This is a genomic window from Anabaena sp. EIM26 (genome assembly GCF_057568715.1).
Map to the genome: position 1 here is coordinate 3996229 of NZ_CM172472.1, position 20103 is coordinate 4016331.

Genomic DNA, 20103 nt, shown 5'->3' on the forward strand with positions numbered 1-20103 from the left:
TTAAATAAACTCCTCCATAGTTTTGACAGTTGTTAAGTAATGGATATAAAGTTCCCTAGTTTAACTAGCATTTTATTGCTAGGGAACTTGGATTGAGTTGGCTTAGGCATGGATGATTTAGCTTAAAACTAGTTTGAGTTCTTGGAGAACTCGTTTGATTTCTAGCATTAATACTCCCTGTTTAGCAGATTCACTAGCTAAAACTAGAAAGACTGCATCTTCACCACAACCAGTTAAAATACCAAAGCCTTTTTTGCCTTCTACAAAGATGCGATCAACTGTACCTCTTGCTAACTCAATACCAATTCTTTCACCTAAAGACAGCATGGATGCTGACATTGCTGATACCCGTTCTTCGTCCATCCCACCGGGTAAACTTGCTGCTAAAGGTAGACCATCTGGGGTAACAAGTGCTGCTCCTTGAACATCTGTTGTCGCAGCTACAAAGTTTTGCAAAATCATGCCTAGTTTTTCTGTATTAATGGCCATATGATTGCCTCCGTTATGTTGAATTTGAAAGATATTAGGAAATTTTCGTAATTGTCGAATTAAATAATCTCTGTTTTGGATTTAATTTAGACAAGATTTAGTCTAAAGGAGTAAATTCAAATACATCATAATTACTACCCCTTAATACGGATTCGGTATGTACTCCTCTAAAACGCTTATTAAGTACTTGTTCTAAAGCGCCCCAAACTGCACCCATTGTAAAGGTACACTTGCGTCCTGAATTTAGCGGTTCACCCGCAGAACACACGGTTTCAGATGTGTAGACTTTAATGACATCACCATCGGCAACAATTTTATCAACAATGCATAACCGAGTACCTTCCAGACCTAAGGCTTGGGATAATTTGGCTGCTACATCATCTAAAGAATCTAAAGATGCAACTAAACCTAATTCTTCAGCTAGTTTTCTACCCCGCGCACGACCTGCTGTAGTTAAAGCAATGGCTGTAGCTTTTTCCCCCAGAGCATCTTCCATGCCAATGATTACTGATTTAAAGCAGACAATGCTGCTAAAATTGCCTAGTTGTTTTCGCAATACATCTGCCATATTTAAATTTCCATGTGATTTTGAGGACTAAAGTCTTGCAGTTAGGGAGTTAATAAGTACAATCTCTAGTATTCTGTCAAATACATTTTGACGAATAAAGAAGAAACGAACCGCGAAGACGCGAAGAACGCGTTCGTCGAAGACGTTCCAAAGGAAAGGAAAAAGGAAAAGTTCTTTACCCGTCAATTAGTTATTGACAGACCACTAGGCTAGTAGGCAAAAATTAGCTTTCCAAATTATGTTTTCGCAAAAGTGAAACTGTGTAAATGGATGCGCTTCGCTCAGTTCCCTCTTGACTCAATTATGCTGAATGAAGAGTTAATATAATACCGAGGATTTACTGAATTTAGTTTTAATTATAATAGTCATAAGTTAAGCAAATATAACAGATTGCTATTTTTGGATCAGGCTTTGAGACTATTACAGAGTAAAGAGTATGGAATTTAATCTTAAGTCTAGTGATTGGGGACTATAGTCTGGTTTTGCTCATTTTTTATTAATTTCTGTCGGTAAAATATTGCTTACTTAAAACTTTTGGTGGTATACATCCCTATGGGCATAGATAGTCAGTAGTATTTTTTAATTCCACAGGTAATACTGAAATTAAGTATTGTGTTCTAAGTAAGATGAATATGTATTAGCAAGAATAGCTGCTTGAGTGCGATCGCGCAAATTTAATCTATTTAAAATGTTGGTAACATGATTTTTAACTGTTCCTTCAGAAATGTAGAGTTCCTGTGCAATTTCTCGGTTACTAGCACCTGTGGCAATTAGCTGCAAAACTTCTTTTTCTCTAGGCGTGAGTTCTGCTAAACTCGGAGGCACAGATGGACTGGAAATGGGTGCATTAGCAAGAAATTGAGTCACGAGTTTTTTGACTATGCCAGGCCCCAGTTGGGAATATCCTTTATCAACAGCGCGAATGGCAACAGCTAACTCTTCTGAGGGTGTATCTTTAAGCAAATAACCCATTGCACCATTCTGTAAGGCTGCTTTTACATATTCATCATCATCAAAAGTAGTCAATACTAAAATTTTGGTGAGGGGAAACTGTTTTTGAATTTCTTTTGTAGCTGCAACTCCGTCCATGATCGGCATTCTGATATCCATCAAAACTACATCTGGCTGTAATTGTGCCACCAAATTAATGGCAATTTCACCATTTTCGGCTTCTCCGACTATTTCTAAATCTGTTTCTAATTCTAATAATGCTCTTAAACCTTGACGAATTAAACCTTGATCATCTACAAGTAAAACTCTAATCATTGTTTCAATTTGGGTAAAGGAATAGTAACTATAATTTGACAACCAGCATCATGGGCAGAGTTAATGATAAACTCACCTCCTAGTGCTAAAGTGCGATCGCGCATACTTTGCAAACCAAACCCAGTAGTATTCTGTTGAATATCAAACCCTTTCCCGTTATCTTCAACTATTAACTTAAAAATTTCGGTGGTTGTAGTTAATTCTAATTTTACTTCAGAAGCTTGTGCATATTTAGATATATTTGTTAAAGATTCTTGAATAATCCGATAAATAGGTGTACTCATTTCCATTGGCAAGGGATCTTCTAAAGAAATTTTGCAATTTGGTAAAATGCCATTAGAACGCTGAAAATCTTCTGAGAGAATCATAATTGCCTGTTCTAAAGATTTCTCTTGCAAGGGGTGCGATCTCATAGTAGAAACTGATTGACGTACATCTCCCAATGCTTTTGAGCCTAGTTCTTTAGCTGTTGCTAAAAATGTCATAGCTCTAGGCATATCAGATTTGGAAAGTTTTAAGGCGGTTTCTAATTGCAGATTTAAAGCAGTCAGAGAATGCCCTAATGAATCATGAATTTCTCTAGCAATGCGGTTACGTTCTTCTAATGTAGCTTGATTTTCTATTTGCAGAGCATATTGACGGAGTTTTTCGTTAGCCCTTTCTAGTTTATCTCGACTTTGGCGTTCGGATAAAACTGCATTCATTAATAGTAAAACAAATACTAAACTCAAACCAAATAAAACAGCTAAACTAAAACTAAAAAACCGAAACCTTTCTTGTGCTAAAGGTGGTAATCTAAAAGGTATTACACGATTTCTGAGAGTAATCAAAAATAGTATAAATGATAAAAAAGTAACTGCTAAACGCCCTGGCAATTGAAAAATCAAGCAACTACGAGTGACTAAAATTAGATAGAGAAATGGAAAAAATCTAGTAGTTTTTCCACCAAAAAACCCAGTAATTAGTATTAATAATACTTCACTAGCAGTATATAAAACTTTAATGAATTTATTTTGGGTTGGCAACCTTAAGCCCATCACGCCAAATAAAGCCAAGCTGCAAATTGTTAATTCTGGGAAGCTGACAGCAAATCGGGGTGATGGAGATGGCATGATTGCAAATAATGCCGAAAGTCCTAGCAATACCCATTCTAAATAAAGTAGAAACCGAAAGGGATGATTATGAATTTGAATAGAACGAGTCATAATTAATTTGTAATTTATAATTGTGTCTAAGTCACACAAGGGGGATAAGTGGCGTATTGCAATACGTCCATACACAAAAATTAAATAGGAGTCCTATATTTTGCTTCTATACACTTACTATAATTTCTAATTTATAGCTAGTTACATTAATCATGGCTGAATTATGACTAAAGTCATGGGTGTAGAGGTGACTTTCGCCTCATGTGGTTACTAGAATAATTTTTTATGATGGTGACAACCCACCAGGAATAAATAGAAGGTAATTTATGAAACTCAAATCATTATCATTTATAGCTGCTGCTTTTGCTTTGACTTTAACTGCAACTCCCTTTGTCGCTCAAGCACAACAAACTCCCCCTTCACGTCAACCAGGTAAAGAATTTGCAGAAAAAGGCCCTTGGCAAAAGCTGGGACTGACAGATGCACAAAAAACCAGAATGCAGGAAATTCGCCGCAATACCCGTGCAGAAATGGAGAAGGTTCTCACCACCGAACAAAAAGCACAGTTAAAAGCGGCAATGCAAGCACGCAAAGAACAGGGTTCACAAGGTGAAGGTAGAGGCAGAGGTCAATGGAAAAAGGATGGTTTTGCTGGGTTGAATTTAACTGAAGCCCAAAAAACCAGAATGCGCGAAATCAAGGAATCATCAAAAAAACAAATGCAAGCAGTTTTGACTCCAGCACAGCAAGAACAACTCAAACAAATGTGGGAAAATCGGAGTTCACGTCGTCAACAACGTAATTCCCAATAATTGCCAACTAATTAAAACAAGAATTAGAAAATACCAGGTGGGCAAAACCGCCCATCTCCATACCTAAATAGATTATGATGCAATCTTTCAGTCATACCCCTAATCCAAAGTCTGCTGATCGCATTCAAAAGTTTTTAGATTTATTAGATCGTTTTACTGAAGCAAAGGGATTAAATGTTGCCCAAATAGTAGATATAGATAAATTGATATCGCTCCCTCATGGTACATTTGGCAGAACTTGGGCAGATTTTCTGAATCAAAATAATTTACAACCTTTCACTACAGGAACCCGTCGCAAACAACTCCATGATGGTGTTCATGTCCTTACTGGTTACGCTACAGATCCCATTGGTGAAGCCGAAGTACAGGCATTTTTGTTAGGAGCTAAATTTACAGTTGCTAACCTAATGTTGGGTTTGGGGCTGTTGCGAATGATTTACACAAACCTCAATTATCCAAAAAAGTTGACTTGGGAAAGACTCAAGCAAGCATATCAACGTGGTTGTGACTCTAATTTTGACCCAGATACTTGGCAGCCGGAATTACTTTGGCAATTATCCTTAACTGATGTGCAAGCATTATTTTCTGTAGTCAAAAATTAATTAGGGTTTGCTAATTCCTAACTCCGAACTCCGAACTCCGTTCGCGTAGCGTCTCCAAACTCCGAACTCCGAACTCCGAACTCCGAACTCCTGACTCCGAACTCCGAACTCCTGACTAACTGGGAAGGGTTTCTTGATTTTGGAGACTTTGTTTAGCAAATGTTTGGGGTAGTTGTGCGCCAAGTACTACCATAATAGTTACCATGTAGGAGACGATCGCAGACCAGAGTAGATGATTGTTGTGGAAATACCAAGCAGCGATCGCTAAAGGAACAAAACCAATACCAAAAGCGAGCAAGACAGCGTTACGTAAAATTGCCCCCTCCTTTAAGCCGATATAGTATCCTTCTAAAATAAATGCGATCGCAGTCATCACTAAAACAGGTAGCAACCAAATTGTATAACTCGTGATCTCCTCATTCACCTCTGCATGATTAGTCAACAGCCCAAAAACCTGCTCAGGGAAAAGAATAGACACAGCAGCGAAAGTTAATGCAATCAGCAAACTGCTGAATATCGAAACAATCAACAAAGGACTCATCTGTTCTATCTTCCCCTTACTCTTAAAGTTGCCCGTCAGAGTTTGGGTTGTTACTCCTACACCTTGAACTGCAAACTGACTCAAAAAAGCAATTTGCAGCAGCAACCCGTTTTCTGCCAGAAAAGTTGTTCCCATAAGCGCACTCAGATTCATAAAAATGGCGTAGGCAGAAATCAGCGCCAAAAATCGGATCAGAATATTACTATTAAGTACAACAGTCTCTTTGAGCGCCACCCAATCAAACATCTCTTCCCAAGCAGCTGGTAAAACTTGCCACTCGATACTAAAGCACATCCAAATCAAACCAATCACTAAAGCCAAATACTGACTGACTGCTGTTGCTAATCCGCTCCCATACTTTCCCAGCCCCACTTCACAATCATCAAATAGTCCAGCAACACATTAGAACCATTACCAACCAAAGACATCAACAGCACCACTCCATTCATTTCCCGCCCTAAAAACCAGCCAAATAGCACAAAGTTTAGCAAAACAGCAGGAGCGCCCCAAATCCGGGCAGAGAAATAATCAACACCAGAAAGTTCAATCTCTGGGGAACCACTAAGAATAGTAAACCCAATCTTTTGCAATGGGTATTGCAGCAATACAATCAGTAAACCAACAGCTAAAGCAATCACAGCACTACGTAATCCCGCCAGCAGCACAGCTTTGGGGTCATCAAGTCCAACAGCTTGGGCAGTCATGGCATTAGTACTAGAACGCAAAAATTTTAAAACCCGATAAAGGTAATCGAAGAGAATAGTTGCTAGAATAACCCCTGCCAAGTGGCGGATATCTGCCAAATGTCCCAAGAAGGCAATATCAACTAAACCTGCAAGGGGAACCATCATATTGGAAAGAACACTGACACTTGCCAGTCGAGAAAAGCGAGGTAAGAAGTTGTACTGTGGTGGAAATGTCAATGGCATGGTTTGGTTTATTGATTGTCTACAGATAAATTTGGTGATATCAGAACTTAATTTAATTTCCTTAGTTTATCAACCTAGCCTAGCCATCAACCTTCCATAGAAGGCAAAAATAGAAAATTAGGCGAATTCCTGCTAAAAGTGAAGAGTTAGGAGTTATCGTCACTAGTTTAAAATGACCCAAGAATTCCCCATTGGTAGTAAAGTCCGTGTCGTCGCCTTACCACCCTACATCAAAACTGCTGATCCTATGCCTATGCTGCGCCCTCCTGAAGTCATTAGCATTGGTGAAGAAGGTATAGTCCTTGACCTTCGTCCTGGCGGATACTGGGTAATACGCTTTACTAGAGGTGCTTTCCTCATAGATAGGCAATACATTGAAAGTACAGAAAATCCGATTGAATCTCCGCCAGAATCAGAATAAGTGGCCAGACAAAAATGTAAACTTGTGTAAAGTTTTGATTCGGGTTTGCACAATGATTTCTCGTCGCACTTTTATCAGCGTCTTATTTGCTAGTTGTTTTACATTGATCAGTTGGTTGAATTTTACCCCCTCTGCTCAAGCTTTGGGTGGTAAACTACCTGCAATTAACCAACCAGCACCTGAGTTTACTTTACCTACCAATACAGGTGATGGCAAAATTTCCCTTTCTGACTTGCGCGGTAAATGGGTAGTTTTGTATTTTTATCCCAAAGACTTCACCTCTGGTTGCACTATCGAAGCCCGACGTTTTCAACAAGACTTACCCAAATATCTAGATAAAAATACTCAAATTATTGGTGTGAGTGCTGATGATATTGATTCCCACGCTGAATTTTGTGATTCTGAGGGGTTAAAATTCCCTTTGTTGGCAGATACTAACGGTGCAGTCAGTAAAGCTTATGGTTCTTGGATTGGTTATGTATCTATGCGCCATAGTTTTATTATCGATCCTCAGGGTGTTCTCCGTGAGACTTTTGTAAAGGTGAATCCGAGTATTCACAGTACGGAAGTTTTGATGAAACTTGAGAAGTTGCAATCAGCAGTTTCATGATTTGAAACGCAGAGGTACGCGGAGGTAAACGCAGAGGAACACAGAGAGATGTTTCCTCTGTTGTTATCTTGCCGTTGCTGAATTTGGATATTAATTTCAAAAAAGCTAAATCTTGAACTTTGATTCTTTGCGTCTTCCCACGCGAATGCGCCTTTGCGTGAGGTATATTCATATTTTCAATCAGCAACGTCTTATGTTTTTGGGGGGTAAAATTTGCATATCTCCTCTATTATTCGCTAGGCTATTTACATTATTGGTTATTCTGAGGCGTGGTATGTATGGAGTTTGAAAGCAAAGCTACTATCCCCACTGCGGCAAAAGATATCAAATTTTCTCAACTGACGAATACCCGTAAGCCTCTAGAATTGCTACGAGATACCGAGGCTTGGCTACGTCGTCCTACTGTAGCTACACTCAAGCCAATTTTATCGCCAAAACTAAGCCAGCGATTGCAATCTGCTTCGTTTCTAGCAGAAGAGTCACTCCAGGATTTGGCAGAAATTGATATCAATACTATTAGTGATTTTGAATTGCACCCTGCCAGAATTCATGTTGGTTTAACTTTCGTTGGGTTTGGGGCGCTGTTAATTTTGGTACTATTACTATACATAAATACCTTACATCCAGAACTAACTACTGTTGCTCAGATCAAAAAATACTGGTATCAATATATTTTGTGTGTTAGTTTGGGTGTGGCAGGAATGTTTATTATTGGTCGGGAAGCAATGCGTTATTCCCGCAAATGATAGAAATAATTGTTACAGTAGTCTATGTAAAAGGATATTTGGAAAGCAAGGTATTGCCAATCTAAAATCCCAAATCTAAAATCTAAAATCATATAAGGTGCGATCGCAAATAAATCACATGAATCATGATCCTTTTCTTGTTCCTCCAAATTCTCTGATTTCTTTAAAAAATGATTATGACCCCAGTTATATAGCTGAGTTTCATGAAAAAAAGGATGCGAAAAAAAAATTAGAGGCAGGTATTCAAGAACTCGCTAATTATCAAAATATTCTCTATGCTCAAAATACTTATGCTTTACTGATTATTTTTCAAGCGATGGATGCTGCTGGTAAAGATAGCACTATCAAACACGTTATGTCTGGGGTAAATCCTCAAGGTTGTCAGGTTTTTAGTTTTAAAGCACCGAGTGATGAAGAATTAGATCATGATTATCTGTGGCGCTCAATGAGGGCTTTACCAGAACGGGGACGAATTGGTATATTCAACCGTTCATATTATGAAGAATTACTAGTGGTGCGTGTACATCCAGAAATATTGGAAAAACAACAACTGCACTATGTTCCCCAGGATCATCAAATATGGCAACAGCGTTTTGAAGAAATTAATAATTTTGAAAAATATTTAGTAAATAATGGTATCATTGTCCTCAAATTTTTTCTGAATGTCTCCAAAAAAGAACAGAAAAAACGCTTTTTAGATCGAATTGAAACACCGGAAAAACATTGGAAATTCTCAGATAGTGATGTGAAAGAACGAGGTTTTTGGAATGATTATATGACTGCTTATGAGCAAGTTTTTAATCATACTAGTACTGAAGCTGCACCTTGGTATATTATTCCTGCTGATCACAAGTGGTTTACGCGTCTGGTTGTGTCTGAGATTATCTGCAAAAAATTACAAGATTTAAATTTACAATATCCTACTGTCAGTGAAGAACACAGAAAGAGACTTTTACAAGCTAAAAAAATGTTAGAAAGCGAAGATTAAAATAATCGGTAATTGGTAATTGGTAATTGGTAATTGGTAATTGGTAATTGGTAATTGGGAAGAACAATTAATTCTTTCTTTTTTCTCCGAACTCCGAACTCCGAACTCCTGACTCCTGACTCCGAACTCCTGACTCCTGACTCCGAACTCCGAACTCCGAACTCCGAACTCCGAACTCCTTGCCCTGAGCGAAGTCGAAGGGCTGACTCCAAACTCCGAACTCCCTGCCTCACGTTGTTTAAGGATAGATGATAAATGATGTGATATTTGCTTATCCTATTAGTAAGTAGTTTGGTTATAAATTAAAAATCATGATTTCCCAGTCAGAATTTACCAATAATTACCAAATTCCTGACTTTACTCATACTGGTTTCGATATTGTGGCTTTGGCAGCTTCGGCAGGTGGTTTAACAGCGATAACAGAAATTTTATCGGCTTTACCAACTGATTTTAAAGCAGCAATTGTAATAGTCCAACATCTTGATCCCCAATCTCGATCTTTCATGGCAGAAATTCTCCGTCGTCATATTGTTCTCGATGTTAAACAGGCAGAGGATGGAGATAAACTGAAACCAGGAGCGGTTTATATCGCTCCTCCTAACCATCATTTGTTGGTTAACTGTGATGGTACGCTTTCTTTGTCTCAGTCGGAAAAAGTGCATTTTCTACGTCCTGCGGCTGATGTGTTATTTAAATCCGTAGCAGCTAGTTACAAAGATAGAGTGATCGCTGTAGTATTAACTGGAAACGGCTGTGATGGTGCAATAGGAGTAAAAGCTATTCACAAAATGGGTGGGATCATCATTGTTGAAGATGAAAAAACTGCTGAATTTAAAGGGATGCCTTTAGCGGCTATTGAAACTGGTAATGTGGACTTTATCATCCCTAAGGAAGATATTTCTTTAGCCTTGATCAATTTGGTCATGGCTTGCGGTTAAATTCGCCGTCGTTGAGGTTATGATTACCAAATCAAAAAAAATGATCCGTAAAGATTCAGTGATTCCCCAGCTAACCTTATGACTTCCGTAGAAAAAAATCCCGACTTTGAAAATCTACTCGTTTATTTAAGACAGAATCGAGGGTTTGATTTTACCGGTTATAAACGCTCAAGTTTGATGCGTCGGGTAAACAAGCGGATGCAATCACTAAGCATAGAAAGCTTTATGGATTACATCGACTATTTACAAGTTTATCCAGAAGAATTTAATTCTCTATTCAATACTATTTTGATTAATGTTACCGACTTTTTTCGGGATGCTCCTGCTTGGGAATGTCTAGCACAGCACATAATACCGGATATTATTAAAAATAAAAAAAGTGGTGAACCGATTCGCATTTGGTGTGCTGGTTGTGCTTCTGGAGAAGAGGCTTACACTCTAGCAATATTGATGTCTGAAGCATTGGGAGCAGAGGGTTTTCGGCAACGAGTAAAAATCTACGCTACAGATATAGATGAAGATGCTCTATACCAGGCTCGTCAAGCTGTGTATTCAGCTAAAAATATCCAGGCTATTTCACCACAATTGCGGGATAAATATTTTGAGTTAATAGGAAATAATTATTTATTCCGCCAAGACTTGCGCCGTTCTGTAATTTTTGGTCGTCATGATTTACTTCAGGATGCCCCAATTTCTCGGTTAGACTTGTTAGTGTGTCGCAACACCCTGATGTATTTTAATTCCGAGACTCAGGGGCGGATTATGGCTCGGTTTCATTTTGCACTAAATGGCGATGGCTATCTGTTTTTGGGCAAAGCAGAGATGTTGTCAATGTATTCCAACTTATTTGCACCTATAGACTTAAAAAATCGTATATTTAAGAGAGTATCAACAACCAACGTGCGCGATCGCCTTTTGGTTATGGCCAACTCAGTCGAGGATGAATCTAGCCACCGATTATCTCGCTATCTGCGACTGCGAGAGTTAGCATTTGATACAGAACCGAATGCCAAAGTAGTCATTGATATCAATGGCTTATTGGTGATGATGAACGAGCAAGCGCGAACTTTGTTTAGTTTGTCACCCAAGGATTTAGACCGTCCCTTTCAGGATTTGGAACTTTCCTATCGGCCGATAGAATTGCGATCGCTGATTGAAAGAGCATATAACGAACGCCGTCTCATCATCATTACCAATGTAGAACGTTATTTATCTAACTCAGAAACCCAATACTTGGATGTGCGGATTATACCTCTACAAGATGTTGATCTCAGTTTCCTCGGTGTCACCATCGCCTTTCATGATGTCACTCGTTATATTAAGCTTCAAGAAGCTCTGCAACGTTCTCGGCAAGAATTAGAAACCACCAACGAAGAACTCCAGTCTACTAATGAAGAATTAGAAACCACCAACGAAGAACTCCAGTCTACTAATGAAGAGTTAGAAACCACCAACGAAGAACTCCAGTCTACTAATCAAGAACTGGAGGCTATGAACGAAGAACTTCAATCTACTAATGAAGAATTACAAACTATTAATTATGAGCTAAGTGAGCGCACTTTAGAACTAAATCATACCAATGTTTTTTTGATTTGTATTCTCAGAAGTCTACAAACGGGAACGGTGGTAATTGACAAAAATTTTAACATCGTTATTTGGAATCATTTAGTAGAAGAAATGTGGGGATTACGTAATGATGAAGTAATAAATAAATCTTTCTTTGGTTTGGATATTGGTTTACCTACCAAGCAATTGCGATCGCCTATCCGTGATGCCATATCTGGTACAAAAGGCTTCCAAGAAATGATCTTAGATGCTACCAATCGCCGAGGCAAACAAATCAAATGTTATCTTGCTCTCACCCCCCTCATCGACAAAGAAATAGAAGGGGTAGTTTTGATGATGGCAGATATCGAAAAAATCAAAAGCATGATTTCAGCCCAAGAAATTGAAGAAAGACGACAATTGGGTAATGGGTAATGGGTAATGGGTAATGGGTAATTATCGAACTAGCCCTTTCACCTGTTCCCTACCTTCTGTTTTCACAATATTTCTTGAGAATTATCTCTTAGGGGTCATCCCAAGGGGAAACGGTTTCATTTATTCTGGTCTGGTGTCTAGTTACAAAAGGAGATAGGACGTAACAACGCAAGCTTGACAGCAGAATTCAGCCCTATGCCTTATGCCACATTACGCTATCGGCTACGCTCAGGGCAAGGAGTCAGGAGTAACACTGGCTTGGTATCTGGCTTTAAATTTAGATTCTGTACCGTATGGCTACGCCACGCAAGCTATCGACTGATGCTCAGAGGTTGTTTGAAAACTTTTTCGTGTGGGATCTTGATTAATTCTGATACTTTTCAAACATCCTCTCACGGAAGCCTCATTTATCTGTAATTTGCTTTATTCGCTTGTGAAATTTTGCCCTGCTGCATCAGTAAAAATTAATCTTGTGATTTATCACAAAATCAACCAATTTTTTGATACGTTTAAAGTAGAGATAAAAATGTATTTTATCTCTTAATTCCTTGATTAAAAATGAGAGAAAAAGCTATGGATACCGCTATTAGATATGACATTGAAGTGATCAAGGAAGAAGCACTTCAACTGGCCAAAAGGGGACTTATTAACCGTCAACAGCCAATTTATACCCTTGGTAGATATATTCCTGATCGTGAATGGGCTTATTTTGAGCAAGAACTAGAAAAAAATGAATATTTGCTTAGGGATAGGATTATTGACCTGCTTGGTCATGAGACATGGGAAGAAGATTGAGGTATTACTTAGAGTTCATCAGCAATTAGCCACATCCGAGATTAATTTCCAATTACCAGATAAACTCTTCATAAATCAAGCCTCCGAACTAATTCGTGGGCTTTTTAGTAGAAATTAGTCAAAATCAACAGTTAGAGCAAATTTTTGTTACTATTTTAATAGATATTTCCGATCAAGCAGAGTCGTTCCATAGAGCGCCTCTATAAGAGTTATGGATAATGCATATTTAATTGCTGAAGATGTCCTATAGAAAAAACGGCGTTGGTGAATGAAAGTATGAATTTGTCTCACGCAGAGGCGCAGAGGCGCAAAGGGTAAGAGTTTGAGAAATGGAATTTTTGATTTTCATACCTCAATTCAGCAACGCCGAAAAAACTATAGGAATTACGCACTGTACAAACTGCATATGATATGTATGAAGGAAATTGTCTAGTTTCAGGCTTTTGGAATCGCATATTAGTGCGGTGCGTCAGATAGAGACAATCTGTTGTGTACTAAATTATCGGGTCTGACGTGGTTGGTGAGCTTGCTGAACCACACCCTACAAAAGATAAAATTCATAATCCATATTTGATAGATTTTGTCAATGCGTAAGTCCTAAACTACATGAAATTAGACATTAAAAATTACTAATAATTACAAACTTATTTAACAAATTAATAGGTATATACCATCATGAAAATTTTGTTGGTAGAAGATGACCAACTTACTAGTTCAGCGATTACCAGCAACCTGATTGCTCATCACTATACAGTTAACCTAGCAATAGATGGACAAGCTGGTTTAGAACTAGCAACAACCTATGAATATGATTTAATTCTGTTGGATCTCATGCTTCCTAAGCTCGACGGTATCAGCGTCTGTAAACAACTCCGCTCTCAGGGATATCAAAGCCCCATTCTACTACTGACTGCAAAAGATAGTACAACTGACCGAGTGATGGGGTTAGATGCTGGTGCAGATGATTATGTGGTTAAACCATGTAATATAGATGAACTAATGGCACGAGTTCGGGCTTTGTTACGGAGAGGAAAAGCTATCCCATCATCAGTTATTGTTTGGGAAAATGTGTATTTTGACTCCGTTAATAGTGAGGTAACTTGTCAAGATAAACTGCTGCATCTAACTCCTAAAGAATATTGTTTATTAGAACTTTTTTTACTTAATCCCAAACGGATTTTTAGCCGTAGTGCTATTCTCGAAAAATTATGGGATTTTGCAGATACACCTGGAGAGGAAACAGTTAGTACCCATATTAAATGTTTACGCCAAAAACTTAAAGCGGCTGGGTCATCAGATCCTATTGAAACTGTACATGGATTGGGTTATAAACTTAGACCTCCATCTCTATTACAAGCATCAGCTACTGCTGTAGTTTTATCTAGTGACATTCAGAAGCCAGAAAAATCTTATCAACAAAAGATAAAATCCAGCACGTATAAAATTTGGGAGAAATTTAAAGACAAGTTTGCTGAACAATTTGCTGTTTTAGAGCAAGTAAGTGACTTATTAGCAGTAGGAAAACTCACACCTGAATTACAACAACAGGCACAATATCAAGCACATAAATTAGCCGGTTCTTTAGGTATTTTTGGCTTAATACAAGGTTCTGAAATCGCTAGAGAGTTAGAAAATTTGTTAGAACCGCACATCAAGATAGAGGAGTTGCATAGCCAGCAAATTTTAAAATTGGTGAAAATGTTAGCATTAGAAGTAAATAAAACACCAGAATTGGAATCAAAGTCAGATCAAAGTTCTGATTCTCCATTGATCTTAATTGTGGATGATGATCTAATTTTGGCAGAAAGAATTAGAATTGAAGCGATCGCTTGGGGATTAAGGGTAGAAATCGCTACAGACTTGGATGTAGCCCGAAAAGCTATCACCCAAAATCCCCCTAATATCGTTTTACTCGATCTGAATTTTCCTAGTTCCACAGAAAACGGACTAACATTACTGAAACAACTGACCCAGCAAATTCCGAAAATTCCTGTATTAGTTTTCACTGGTAGAAGTAATTTAACCGACAGACTCGCAGTAGCAAATTTAGGCGGGTGTCTTTTTTTACAAAAACCCTTGCCTACTTATGAAATTCTCAAAGCAGTTACCGGAATTTTGAATCAAACTCAGTCCAAATCTGCTCATCGTGTGATGGTAGTAGATGACGACTTAACAGCACTCTCACATATATCTAGTTTATTGTCACCTCTGGGACTAGAAGTGATAGTTCTCAATAATTCAAAACATTTTTGGGATGTACTGATAGATAACAATCCAGATATATTAGTGCTAGATCAAGAAATGCCAGATTTTAGCGGATTAGATTTGTGTAAAGTGGTCAGAAATGACCCTAAATGGTACAACTTGCCCATAATATTTTGGTCAATACACACCAAAGAGAGTGATCTTGATCAAGCATTTACAGTTGGAGCAGATGACTACATTAGTAAATCAACAGATATAACAGAACTAACAACCAGAATTATCCGTCGTCTCAAGCGAGTTGAAATTTAAGGGCATGAAAAATGCTATGAATGCAAGAATTTACCAGCGATTTTCCCCTTATATACGTGCTATTGGTTCGTTAGCGATAGCTATGCTCGCTGTAGGCACTGCCCTCTTCATGACCTGGCAACTGAAATCTGTACTCACAAACACAATTGCATCATTTTTTTTTGTAGCGGTTGCAGTTTGTACTTGGTACGGGGGACTCAGGCTAGGTTTAATGACAACCATATTATCAGTATTGACAATTAACTATTTTTTTGTTCCTCCCATCTACAACTTTACCCCTGCGACTTGGAACGATTTGATTTTGTCAGGGTTATTTTTTGTCAATAGCTCAATCATCAGTTTACTCAGTTATGACCTACAAAGAAGTAGAAAGAAACTACAACAAATCAACCAGCAACTATTAGGAGAAAGTACACAGCGTTATGCCAGTTTAGCGGCAGCAGTTCCCGTAGGCATTTTTCGCACCAATCTGCTAGGACATTGCCTTGATGTGAATGAACAGTGGTGCAAAATAACCGGAATGACCTTTGATCAAGCCCTGGGAACTGGCTGGGTACAAGCTTTGCATCCAAGCGATCGCGATCGCATTGTTCAAATGTGGAGTAGAACCACTCAAAACCAAGAAAAATCTCTGACTGTAGAATTCAGATTTCTCCGTCCTGATGGTGTTGTTACATGGGTATTCACTCAAGCAGTAGTGGAACAAACAAACAATGGAGAAATAATTAGCTATATTGGCACTGTCACAGATATTAGTGAAAGCAAACAACGAGAAGAACAACTCAGATTACTAGAATCTGTAATTGTTACCAGCAATGATGCCGTCCTCATTACCACAGCTGAACCCATAGACTTACCAGGGCCACAGATTGTTTACGTCAATCCTGCATTTACGCAAATGACAGGATATACCTCAGCAGAAATATTAGGAAAAACACCGCGCATTCTCCAGGGAAAAAAGACCGAACGAGCAGCATTAGATAAAATCAGAGCCAATCTCCAAACTTGGCAACCAGTCCAAGTAGAAATGATCAATTACCGCAAAGACGGATCTGAGTTTTGGGTCGAATTAAATATCATCCCTGTAAAAGATGAAAGAGGCTGGTTTACTCATTGGATTGCCATTCAACGAGATATTACAGATAGAAAACAAGCAGAAACAACATTAAAACTGGCAAATGTAAAATTAGAAAGCCGGGTAGCCTTACGCACCATAGAACTCAGTCAAGCAAACGCTCAACTCCAACTAGAACTCAAAGAGCGTCAAAGAGCAGAGGTAGCATTAAGGCAAAGTGAAGCCAAATTTCGTTCTTTAAGTGAATTTTCACCCATGGGCATTTTTATGAACGATGCTCAGGGGCAGTGTATTTATACTAATCCTCGCGCTCAGGAAATTGCTGGATACACCTTTGCCGAAGCCTTGGGATTTGGATGGTTGGAATTTGTTCATCCTCAAGACCGAAAGCAAATTACTCCTCAGTGGATTCAAGCCTTTTCAGAACAGCAAGGAACTGTATATGAAGAACTTCGGTATGTTCATAAAGATGGCACAATTCGCTACGCACGAGTGCAAAGTGCGCCTATCTTTGCTGAAAATAATAAATTTATTGCTAATGTTGGCACAATGGAAGACATTACCGCCAGTCGGGCAATTGCTCAAATGAAAAATGAGTTCATTTCTATTGTTAGTCATGAACTTCGTACCCCCCTCACTGCTATTCGTGGTTCATTAGGATTGTTAGCTGCGGGAGTCTACGACAAAAAGCCAGAAAAGGGAAAACGGATGTTACAAATTGCCTCAGAGCAAACAGACCGACTAGTGCGATTAGTCAATGACATCCTAGATTTGGGACGATTGGAATCGGGAAAAATGACTTTAGTAATGCAAAATTGTGATGTAGCGTCACTAATCGGTAAATCTGTAGATGCTATGCAATCTAGTGCTGAACAAAATCAGATTACCCTATCTGTAAATTCTCCTCCATCTATCCAAATTTGGGCAAATCCTGATGCTATTATTCAAACTTTGACTAATTTGTTAAGTAATGCAATTAAATTTTCTCCTCCGCATACGACTATTTGGATAAATATTGAATGCTGTGAAGATATTGAAAATGTCTCTGGGTCTTCTTCACCTCATTCCCTGGTGAGATTTCAAGTGAAAGATCAAGGCAGAGGAATTCCACTAGACAAAATAGAGGCAATATTTGATCGTTTTCAACAAGTTGATGCTTCTGATTCTCGTGAAAAAGGGGGTACAGGTTTAGGTCTAGCTATATGTCGTCGGATTATTCAACAACATGATGGTAATATCTGGGCTGAAAGTATTATGGGTGAAGGCAGCAGTTTTTATTTCACCTTAAAAAAAACAGGTGATTGGTAATTGGTAATTGGTGATTCTTCTACTGCCTCCTGAACTCCTGACTCCGACCTCCGAACTCCGAACTCCTAACTCCTAACACCGAACTCAGGTGATGTTATGTCTATAAAGTGCATTTTGGTGATTGATGACGAAGAGGTAATTCAGGAAGTGATTCAGGGATGCCTGGAAGATATAGGAGAATGGGAAGTTATTACTGCTGGTTCAGGTAAAGAAGGATTGTTAGTAGCTGAGTCTAAATTACCAGATGGCATATTGTTGGATGTATCTATGCCCGAAATGGATGGTTTAGAAACGCTGCAAAAATTACAGCTACATCCTGTGACTCAAAGGATTCCTGTTGTACTGTTAACCGCTAAGGTTCAACCTGCTGACCAAGCTCGGTTTTCTCAATTAGCCGTTGCTGGGATTATTCCTAAACCGTTTGATCCCTTGATTTTAGTTGATTTGGTGGCAAATGCTTTCCATTGGGATGTCTAAACTTTGCCAACTTCAAGTTTTCTTCAATTATTTTTTATAAGCTGGACAAAATAAGTTCCAGGTTATTGAGCAAAATAGAGCCTCTAGATGCAGATTTTGAGATTTTTTAGACTAAATATGTTTGGACTAAAGATGGTATTGAGGTGGCAAACATGACCACTAAACGCATTTTGGTTGTTGATGATGAAGAATTTATTCAAGAGATAGTCCAGTCATGTTTTGAGGATATTGCCGGTTGGGATGTGATTACTGCTAGTTCGGGCAAGGAAGGTTTAGTTAAGGCTATGAAGGAACAGCCTGATGCTATTGTTCTGGATATGATGATGCCAGAAATGGACGGTATGACATTTTTACGATATTTGCAAGCAGATCCCAATATCCAATCTATTCCTGTGGTGCTAATTACTGCGAAGGTTGATTTTACAGAACCCCAGCGTTTATTGAGTTTGGGGGTAGCTGGTGCGATCGCAAAACCTTTTGATCCTATCTTACTAGTCGATCAAGTTTGTAACTACCTTGGGTGGTAATTCATAATTGGTAATTCATCAGAATGCTACACCAAGGTAATTATCACTCTTCCTTACTCCTGTATTTATGTCGAAAAGTATCTATTTATTGTTTCTTCGTTACATTATCAGCATCTTCAAACTTTCTTCAAATTTGCCTACTAAATTAAAGGAGGATTAAACCAAGTTCTTTAAAACTAGTTTAATCTTCTATAAAAAACTTTTTTAGGATGAGGTTTAAAAAATTATGTCTAACTGTATTTGTTGCTCCAACAAACTACTACGCCACATTCGTAACCATCAAGTAGTTTTATTTTGTCGTAATTGTTGGCAAGAAATGCCAGCAACTAATCCAAATAAGGCATATTCACTATCTATGTCCGTACCTTCTCATATAGGTATCAAAGAATTCATTTCTACTCATTAAACTTTTCTGTTAACAATTCAATTTAATTAATCAATACTGTAGCCAAAATAAGAGTCTTGTAGGGTGCGTCAGACTCGATAATTTGGCACAATTAACAGATTTCCTACATCTGACGCACCTTACTAATACAGGAGTTTGCGTAGTTAGGAGGTACAAAATCTAAATTAAACCCTATACACAAAGCCAGTTTTACTTCTGACTCCTCTGAAGTTCAAATACATGAAGCAGAAAAATTATGTGCTTCTACTTACCTTTGAATAGAATATTTTTTTATGTAAATAATTATACTGTATTAGCCGTTTTGGTTGTTGAATTGCTAAGGAGGATTTACTTAAAATTCTTTCTGTTAAAGAACATGAAAGACTCTGAGTAAATACTGGCATTTCTTGCCAACAATTACGGCAAAACCAATAAATTACCGACTGGCGTATATGTTGTAAAAGTAAATTAGAACAACAGGGACAATAATTCATTTATTTCTCAAAGTCGATTTTAAAAGGTGTTGACTTGTTGAGGATAGCCACGAGAAAAATTCAGAGATACTCACAACAAGTGTTTATAGTTCTCAACTATAATTTATAAATATGAGGAAGTCGTGAGGAAACTTTTAATAAAAAAATATTCTGTAATATTACTAAACATTAGCTTGTTGATTTTGATTTCCGCACAGCCGTACTGGTTATATCCTCACAAGTTCCTCAAATTTGGCCTGTATAAAATTAATGTGGTAATTCATGAAATAGATCAATTTACTTACAGCAGTTTGCGTAGTTAGGAGGTACAAAATCTAAATTGAAACCTATACACAAAGCGAGTTTTATTCCTGACTCCTGAATTCTGACTCCTGAATTCCGAACTCCTGACTCCTGACTCCTGACTCCTGACTCCTGACTCCGAACTCCGAACTCCGAACTCCTGCTGTAAAAACTGGTTCATCAAATATATTTGTAGCTTTTAAAGGATTCC

The 20103-nt window shown here is 38.2% G+C and carries 21 protein-coding genes and 1 pseudogene; 14 read left to right on the forward strand and 8 right to left on the reverse strand.

All coding sequences use genetic code 11. The features are described from left to right. Positions 1 to 117: 117 nt before the first annotated feature. From AC012T_RS17275 to AC012T_RS17290, 4 genes are all read right to left on the reverse strand, one after another. Positions 118 to 489, reverse strand: a complete 372-nt coding sequence (locus AC012T_RS17275; protein ID WP_323312509.1) for a roadblock/LC7 domain-containing protein — start codon at positions 487 to 489, stop codon at positions 118 to 120. A gap of 97 nt (positions 490 to 586) precedes the next feature. Continuing rightward, positions 587 to 1057 carry a hydrocarbon-binding protein gene (locus AC012T_RS17280; RefSeq protein WP_487059994.1) on the reverse strand — a complete coding sequence of 157 codons (471 nt, stop codon included), beginning with the start codon at positions 1055 to 1057 and terminating at the stop codon, positions 587 to 589. Positions 1058 to 1660: 603 nt separating this feature from the next. After that, a complete protein-coding gene (locus AC012T_RS17285; protein ID WP_487059995.1) occupies positions 1661 to 2323 on the reverse strand; it encodes a response regulator in 663 nt (220 codons plus the stop codon). Further along, entirely contained in the window at positions 2320 to 3528 is a 1209-nt protein-coding gene (locus AC012T_RS17290) for a sensor histidine kinase (RefSeq protein WP_487059996.1), read from the reverse strand. Before AC012T_RS17290 ends, AC012T_RS17285 begins: the two co-directional genes overlap by 4 nt. Positions 3529 to 3794: 266 nt before the next feature. Here AC012T_RS17290 and AC012T_RS17295 point away from each other — a divergent pair, with 266 nt between their 5' ends. Both AC012T_RS17295 and AC012T_RS17300 read left to right on the forward strand, forming a co-directional pair. Beyond that, positions 3795 to 4280, forward strand: coding sequence for a Spy/CpxP family protein refolding chaperone (locus AC012T_RS17295; RefSeq protein WP_487059997.1), 486 nt, complete (start codon positions 3795 to 3797; stop codon positions 4278 to 4280). A gap of 74 nt (positions 4281 to 4354) precedes the next feature. Continuing rightward, positions 4355 to 4882 (forward strand): Coq4 family protein, encoded by a 528-nt coding sequence (locus tag AC012T_RS17300; RefSeq protein WP_487059998.1) that lies wholly within the window; start codon positions 4355 to 4357, stop codon positions 4880 to 4882. Here the strand turns inward: AC012T_RS17300 and AC012T_RS17305 are convergent, their stop codons facing one another. Continuing rightward, positions 4883 to 5041, reverse strand: coding sequence for a hypothetical protein (locus AC012T_RS17305; protein ID WP_487059999.1), 159 nt, complete (start codon positions 5039 to 5041; stop codon positions 4883 to 4885). Further along, a pseudogene (gntT, locus tag AC012T_RS17310) lies at positions 4998 to 6352 on the reverse strand (guanitoxin biosynthesis MATE family efflux transporter GntT). The gene AC012T_RS17305 and the pseudogene gntT overlap by 44 nt, the downstream one beginning before the upstream one ends. A 172-nt stretch (positions 6353 to 6524) precedes the next feature. Here gntT and sipA point away from each other — a divergent pair. The 4 genes from sipA to AC012T_RS17330 all read left to right on the forward strand — a co-directional run bounded on the left by sipA (position 6525) and on the right by AC012T_RS17330 (position 9117). Next, positions 6525 to 6773 (forward strand): regulatory protein SipA, encoded by a 249-nt coding sequence (gene sipA, locus AC012T_RS17315; RefSeq protein WP_487060000.1) that lies wholly within the window; start codon positions 6525 to 6527, stop codon positions 6771 to 6773. Positions 6774 to 6825: 52 nt separating this feature from the next. Further along, positions 6826 to 7383 (forward strand): peroxiredoxin, encoded by a 558-nt coding sequence (locus AC012T_RS17320; protein WP_487060001.1) that lies wholly within the window; start codon positions 6826 to 6828, stop codon positions 7381 to 7383. A 278-nt stretch (positions 7384 to 7661) separates the two neighbouring features. Then, complete coding sequence (locus AC012T_RS17325) at positions 7662 to 8129, forward strand: hypothetical protein (RefSeq protein ID WP_487060002.1); 468 nt, start codon at positions 7662 to 7664, stop codon at positions 8127 to 8129. 118 nt (positions 8130 to 8247) lie between these two features. Further along, a complete protein-coding gene (locus AC012T_RS17330; RefSeq protein WP_487060003.1) occupies positions 8248 to 9117 on the forward strand; it encodes a polyphosphate kinase 2 family protein in 870 nt (289 codons plus the stop codon). Here AC012T_RS17330 and AC012T_RS17335 read toward each other — a convergent pair. Continuing rightward, positions 9114 to 9329, reverse strand: a complete 216-nt coding sequence (locus AC012T_RS17335; RefSeq protein ID WP_487060004.1) for a hypothetical protein — start codon at positions 9327 to 9329, stop codon at positions 9114 to 9116. The genes AC012T_RS17330 and AC012T_RS17335 overlap by 4 nt on opposite strands. A 99-nt stretch (positions 9330 to 9428) precedes the next feature. Here AC012T_RS17335 and AC012T_RS17340 point away from each other — a divergent pair, with 99 nt between their 5' ends. The 8 genes from AC012T_RS17340 (at position 9429) to AC012T_RS17375 (ending at position 19137) form a co-directional block, all read left to right on the forward strand. Further along, complete coding sequence (locus AC012T_RS17340) at positions 9429 to 10055, forward strand: chemotaxis protein CheB (RefSeq protein ID WP_487060005.1); 627 nt, start codon at positions 9429 to 9431, stop codon at positions 10053 to 10055. 78 nt (positions 10056 to 10133) lie between these two features. Further along, positions 10134 to 12035, forward strand: coding sequence for a CheR family methyltransferase (locus AC012T_RS17345; RefSeq protein WP_487060006.1), 1902 nt, complete (start codon positions 10134 to 10136; stop codon positions 12033 to 12035). A 573-nt stretch (positions 12036 to 12608) separates the two neighbouring features. Further along, a complete protein-coding gene (locus AC012T_RS17350) occupies positions 12609 to 12830 on the forward strand; it encodes a DUF4327 family protein (RefSeq protein ID WP_487060007.1) in 222 nt (73 codons plus the stop codon). A gap of 675 nt (positions 12831 to 13505) precedes the next feature. Further along, a complete protein-coding gene (locus AC012T_RS17355) occupies positions 13506 to 15344 on the forward strand; it encodes a response regulator (protein WP_487060008.1) in 1839 nt (612 codons plus the stop codon). Between the two features lie 4 nt (positions 15345 to 15348). After that, positions 15349 to 17727: a PAS domain S-box protein gene (locus AC012T_RS17360; RefSeq protein ID WP_487060009.1), complete on the forward strand. Its 2379-nt coding sequence runs from the start codon at positions 15349 to 15351 to the stop codon at positions 17725 to 17727. A 96-nt stretch (positions 17728 to 17823) separates the two neighbouring features. After that, complete coding sequence (locus tag AC012T_RS17365; protein WP_487060010.1) at positions 17824 to 18204, forward strand: response regulator; 381 nt, start codon at positions 17824 to 17826, stop codon at positions 18202 to 18204. Positions 18205 to 18356: 152 nt separating this feature from the next. Next, the gene (locus AC012T_RS17370) at positions 18357 to 18731 is read left to right on the forward strand and encodes a response regulator (RefSeq protein WP_487060011.1); all 375 of its coding nucleotides are present in this window, start codon (positions 18357 to 18359) and stop codon (positions 18729 to 18731) included. A gap of 226 nt (positions 18732 to 18957) precedes the next feature. Next, the gene (locus AC012T_RS17375) at positions 18958 to 19137 is read left to right on the forward strand and encodes a hypothetical protein (RefSeq protein ID WP_487060012.1); all 180 of its coding nucleotides are present in this window, start codon (positions 18958 to 18960) and stop codon (positions 19135 to 19137) included. 771 nt (positions 19138 to 19908) lie between these two features. Here the strand turns inward: AC012T_RS17375 and AC012T_RS17380 are convergent. Continuing rightward, positions 19909 to 20073: a hypothetical protein gene (locus AC012T_RS17380; RefSeq protein ID WP_487060013.1), complete on the reverse strand. Its 165-nt coding sequence runs from the start codon at positions 20071 to 20073 to the stop codon at positions 19909 to 19911. Between the last annotated feature and the right edge of the window lie 30 nt (positions 20074 to 20103).

Excerpts from the sequence above, each read along its gene's own strand:
- AC012T_RS17275 (WP_323312509.1), bottom strand. The coding sequence starts at position 489 with ATGGCCATTAATACAGAAAAACTAGGCATGATTTTGCAAAACTTTGTA.
- AC012T_RS17280 (WP_487059994.1), bottom strand. The coding sequence starts at position 1,057 with ATGGCAGATGTATTGCGAAAACAACTAGGCAATTTTAGCAGCATTGTC.
- AC012T_RS17285 (WP_487059995.1), bottom strand. The coding sequence starts at position 2,323 with ATGATTAGAGTTTTACTTGTAGATGATCAAGGTTTAATTCGTCAAGGT.
- AC012T_RS17290 (WP_487059996.1), bottom strand. The coding sequence starts at position 3,528 with ATGACTCGTTCTATTCAAATTCATAATCATCCCTTTCGGTTTCTACTT.
- AC012T_RS17295 (WP_487059997.1), top strand. The coding sequence starts at position 3,795 with ATGAAACTCAAATCATTATCATTTATAGCTGCTGCTTTTGCTTTGACT.
- AC012T_RS17300 (WP_487059998.1), top strand. The coding sequence starts at position 4,355 with ATGATGCAATCTTTCAGTCATACCCCTAATCCAAAGTCTGCTGATCGC.
- sipA (WP_487060000.1), top strand. The coding sequence starts at position 6,525 with ATGACCCAAGAATTCCCCATTGGTAGTAAAGTCCGTGTCGTCGCCTTA.
- AC012T_RS17320 (WP_487060001.1), top strand. The coding sequence starts at position 6,826 with ATGATTTCTCGTCGCACTTTTATCAGCGTCTTATTTGCTAGTTGTTTT.
- AC012T_RS17325 (WP_487060002.1), top strand. The coding sequence starts at position 7,662 with ATGGAGTTTGAAAGCAAAGCTACTATCCCCACTGCGGCAAAAGATATC.
- AC012T_RS17330 (WP_487060003.1), top strand. The coding sequence starts at position 8,248 with ATGAATCATGATCCTTTTCTTGTTCCTCCAAATTCTCTGATTTCTTTA.
- AC012T_RS17340 (WP_487060005.1), top strand. The coding sequence starts at position 9,429 with ATGATTTCCCAGTCAGAATTTACCAATAATTACCAAATTCCTGACTTT.
- AC012T_RS17345 (WP_487060006.1), top strand. The coding sequence starts at position 10,134 with ATGACTTCCGTAGAAAAAAATCCCGACTTTGAAAATCTACTCGTTTAT.
- AC012T_RS17350 (WP_487060007.1), top strand. The coding sequence starts at position 12,609 with ATGGATACCGCTATTAGATATGACATTGAAGTGATCAAGGAAGAAGCA.
- AC012T_RS17355 (WP_487060008.1), top strand. The coding sequence starts at position 13,506 with ATGAAAATTTTGTTGGTAGAAGATGACCAACTTACTAGTTCAGCGATT.
- AC012T_RS17360 (WP_487060009.1), top strand. The coding sequence starts at position 15,349 with ATGAAAAATGCTATGAATGCAAGAATTTACCAGCGATTTTCCCCTTAT.
- AC012T_RS17365 (WP_487060010.1), top strand. The coding sequence starts at position 17,824 with ATGTCTATAAAGTGCATTTTGGTGATTGATGACGAAGAGGTAATTCAG.
- AC012T_RS17370 (WP_487060011.1), top strand. The coding sequence starts at position 18,357 with ATGACCACTAAACGCATTTTGGTTGTTGATGATGAAGAATTTATTCAA.
- AC012T_RS17375 (WP_487060012.1), top strand. The coding sequence starts at position 18,958 with ATGTCTAACTGTATTTGTTGCTCCAACAAACTACTACGCCACATTCGT.
- AC012T_RS17380 (WP_487060013.1), bottom strand. The coding sequence starts at position 20,073 with ATGAACCAGTTTTTACAGCAGGAGTTCGGAGTTCGGAGTTCGGAGTCA.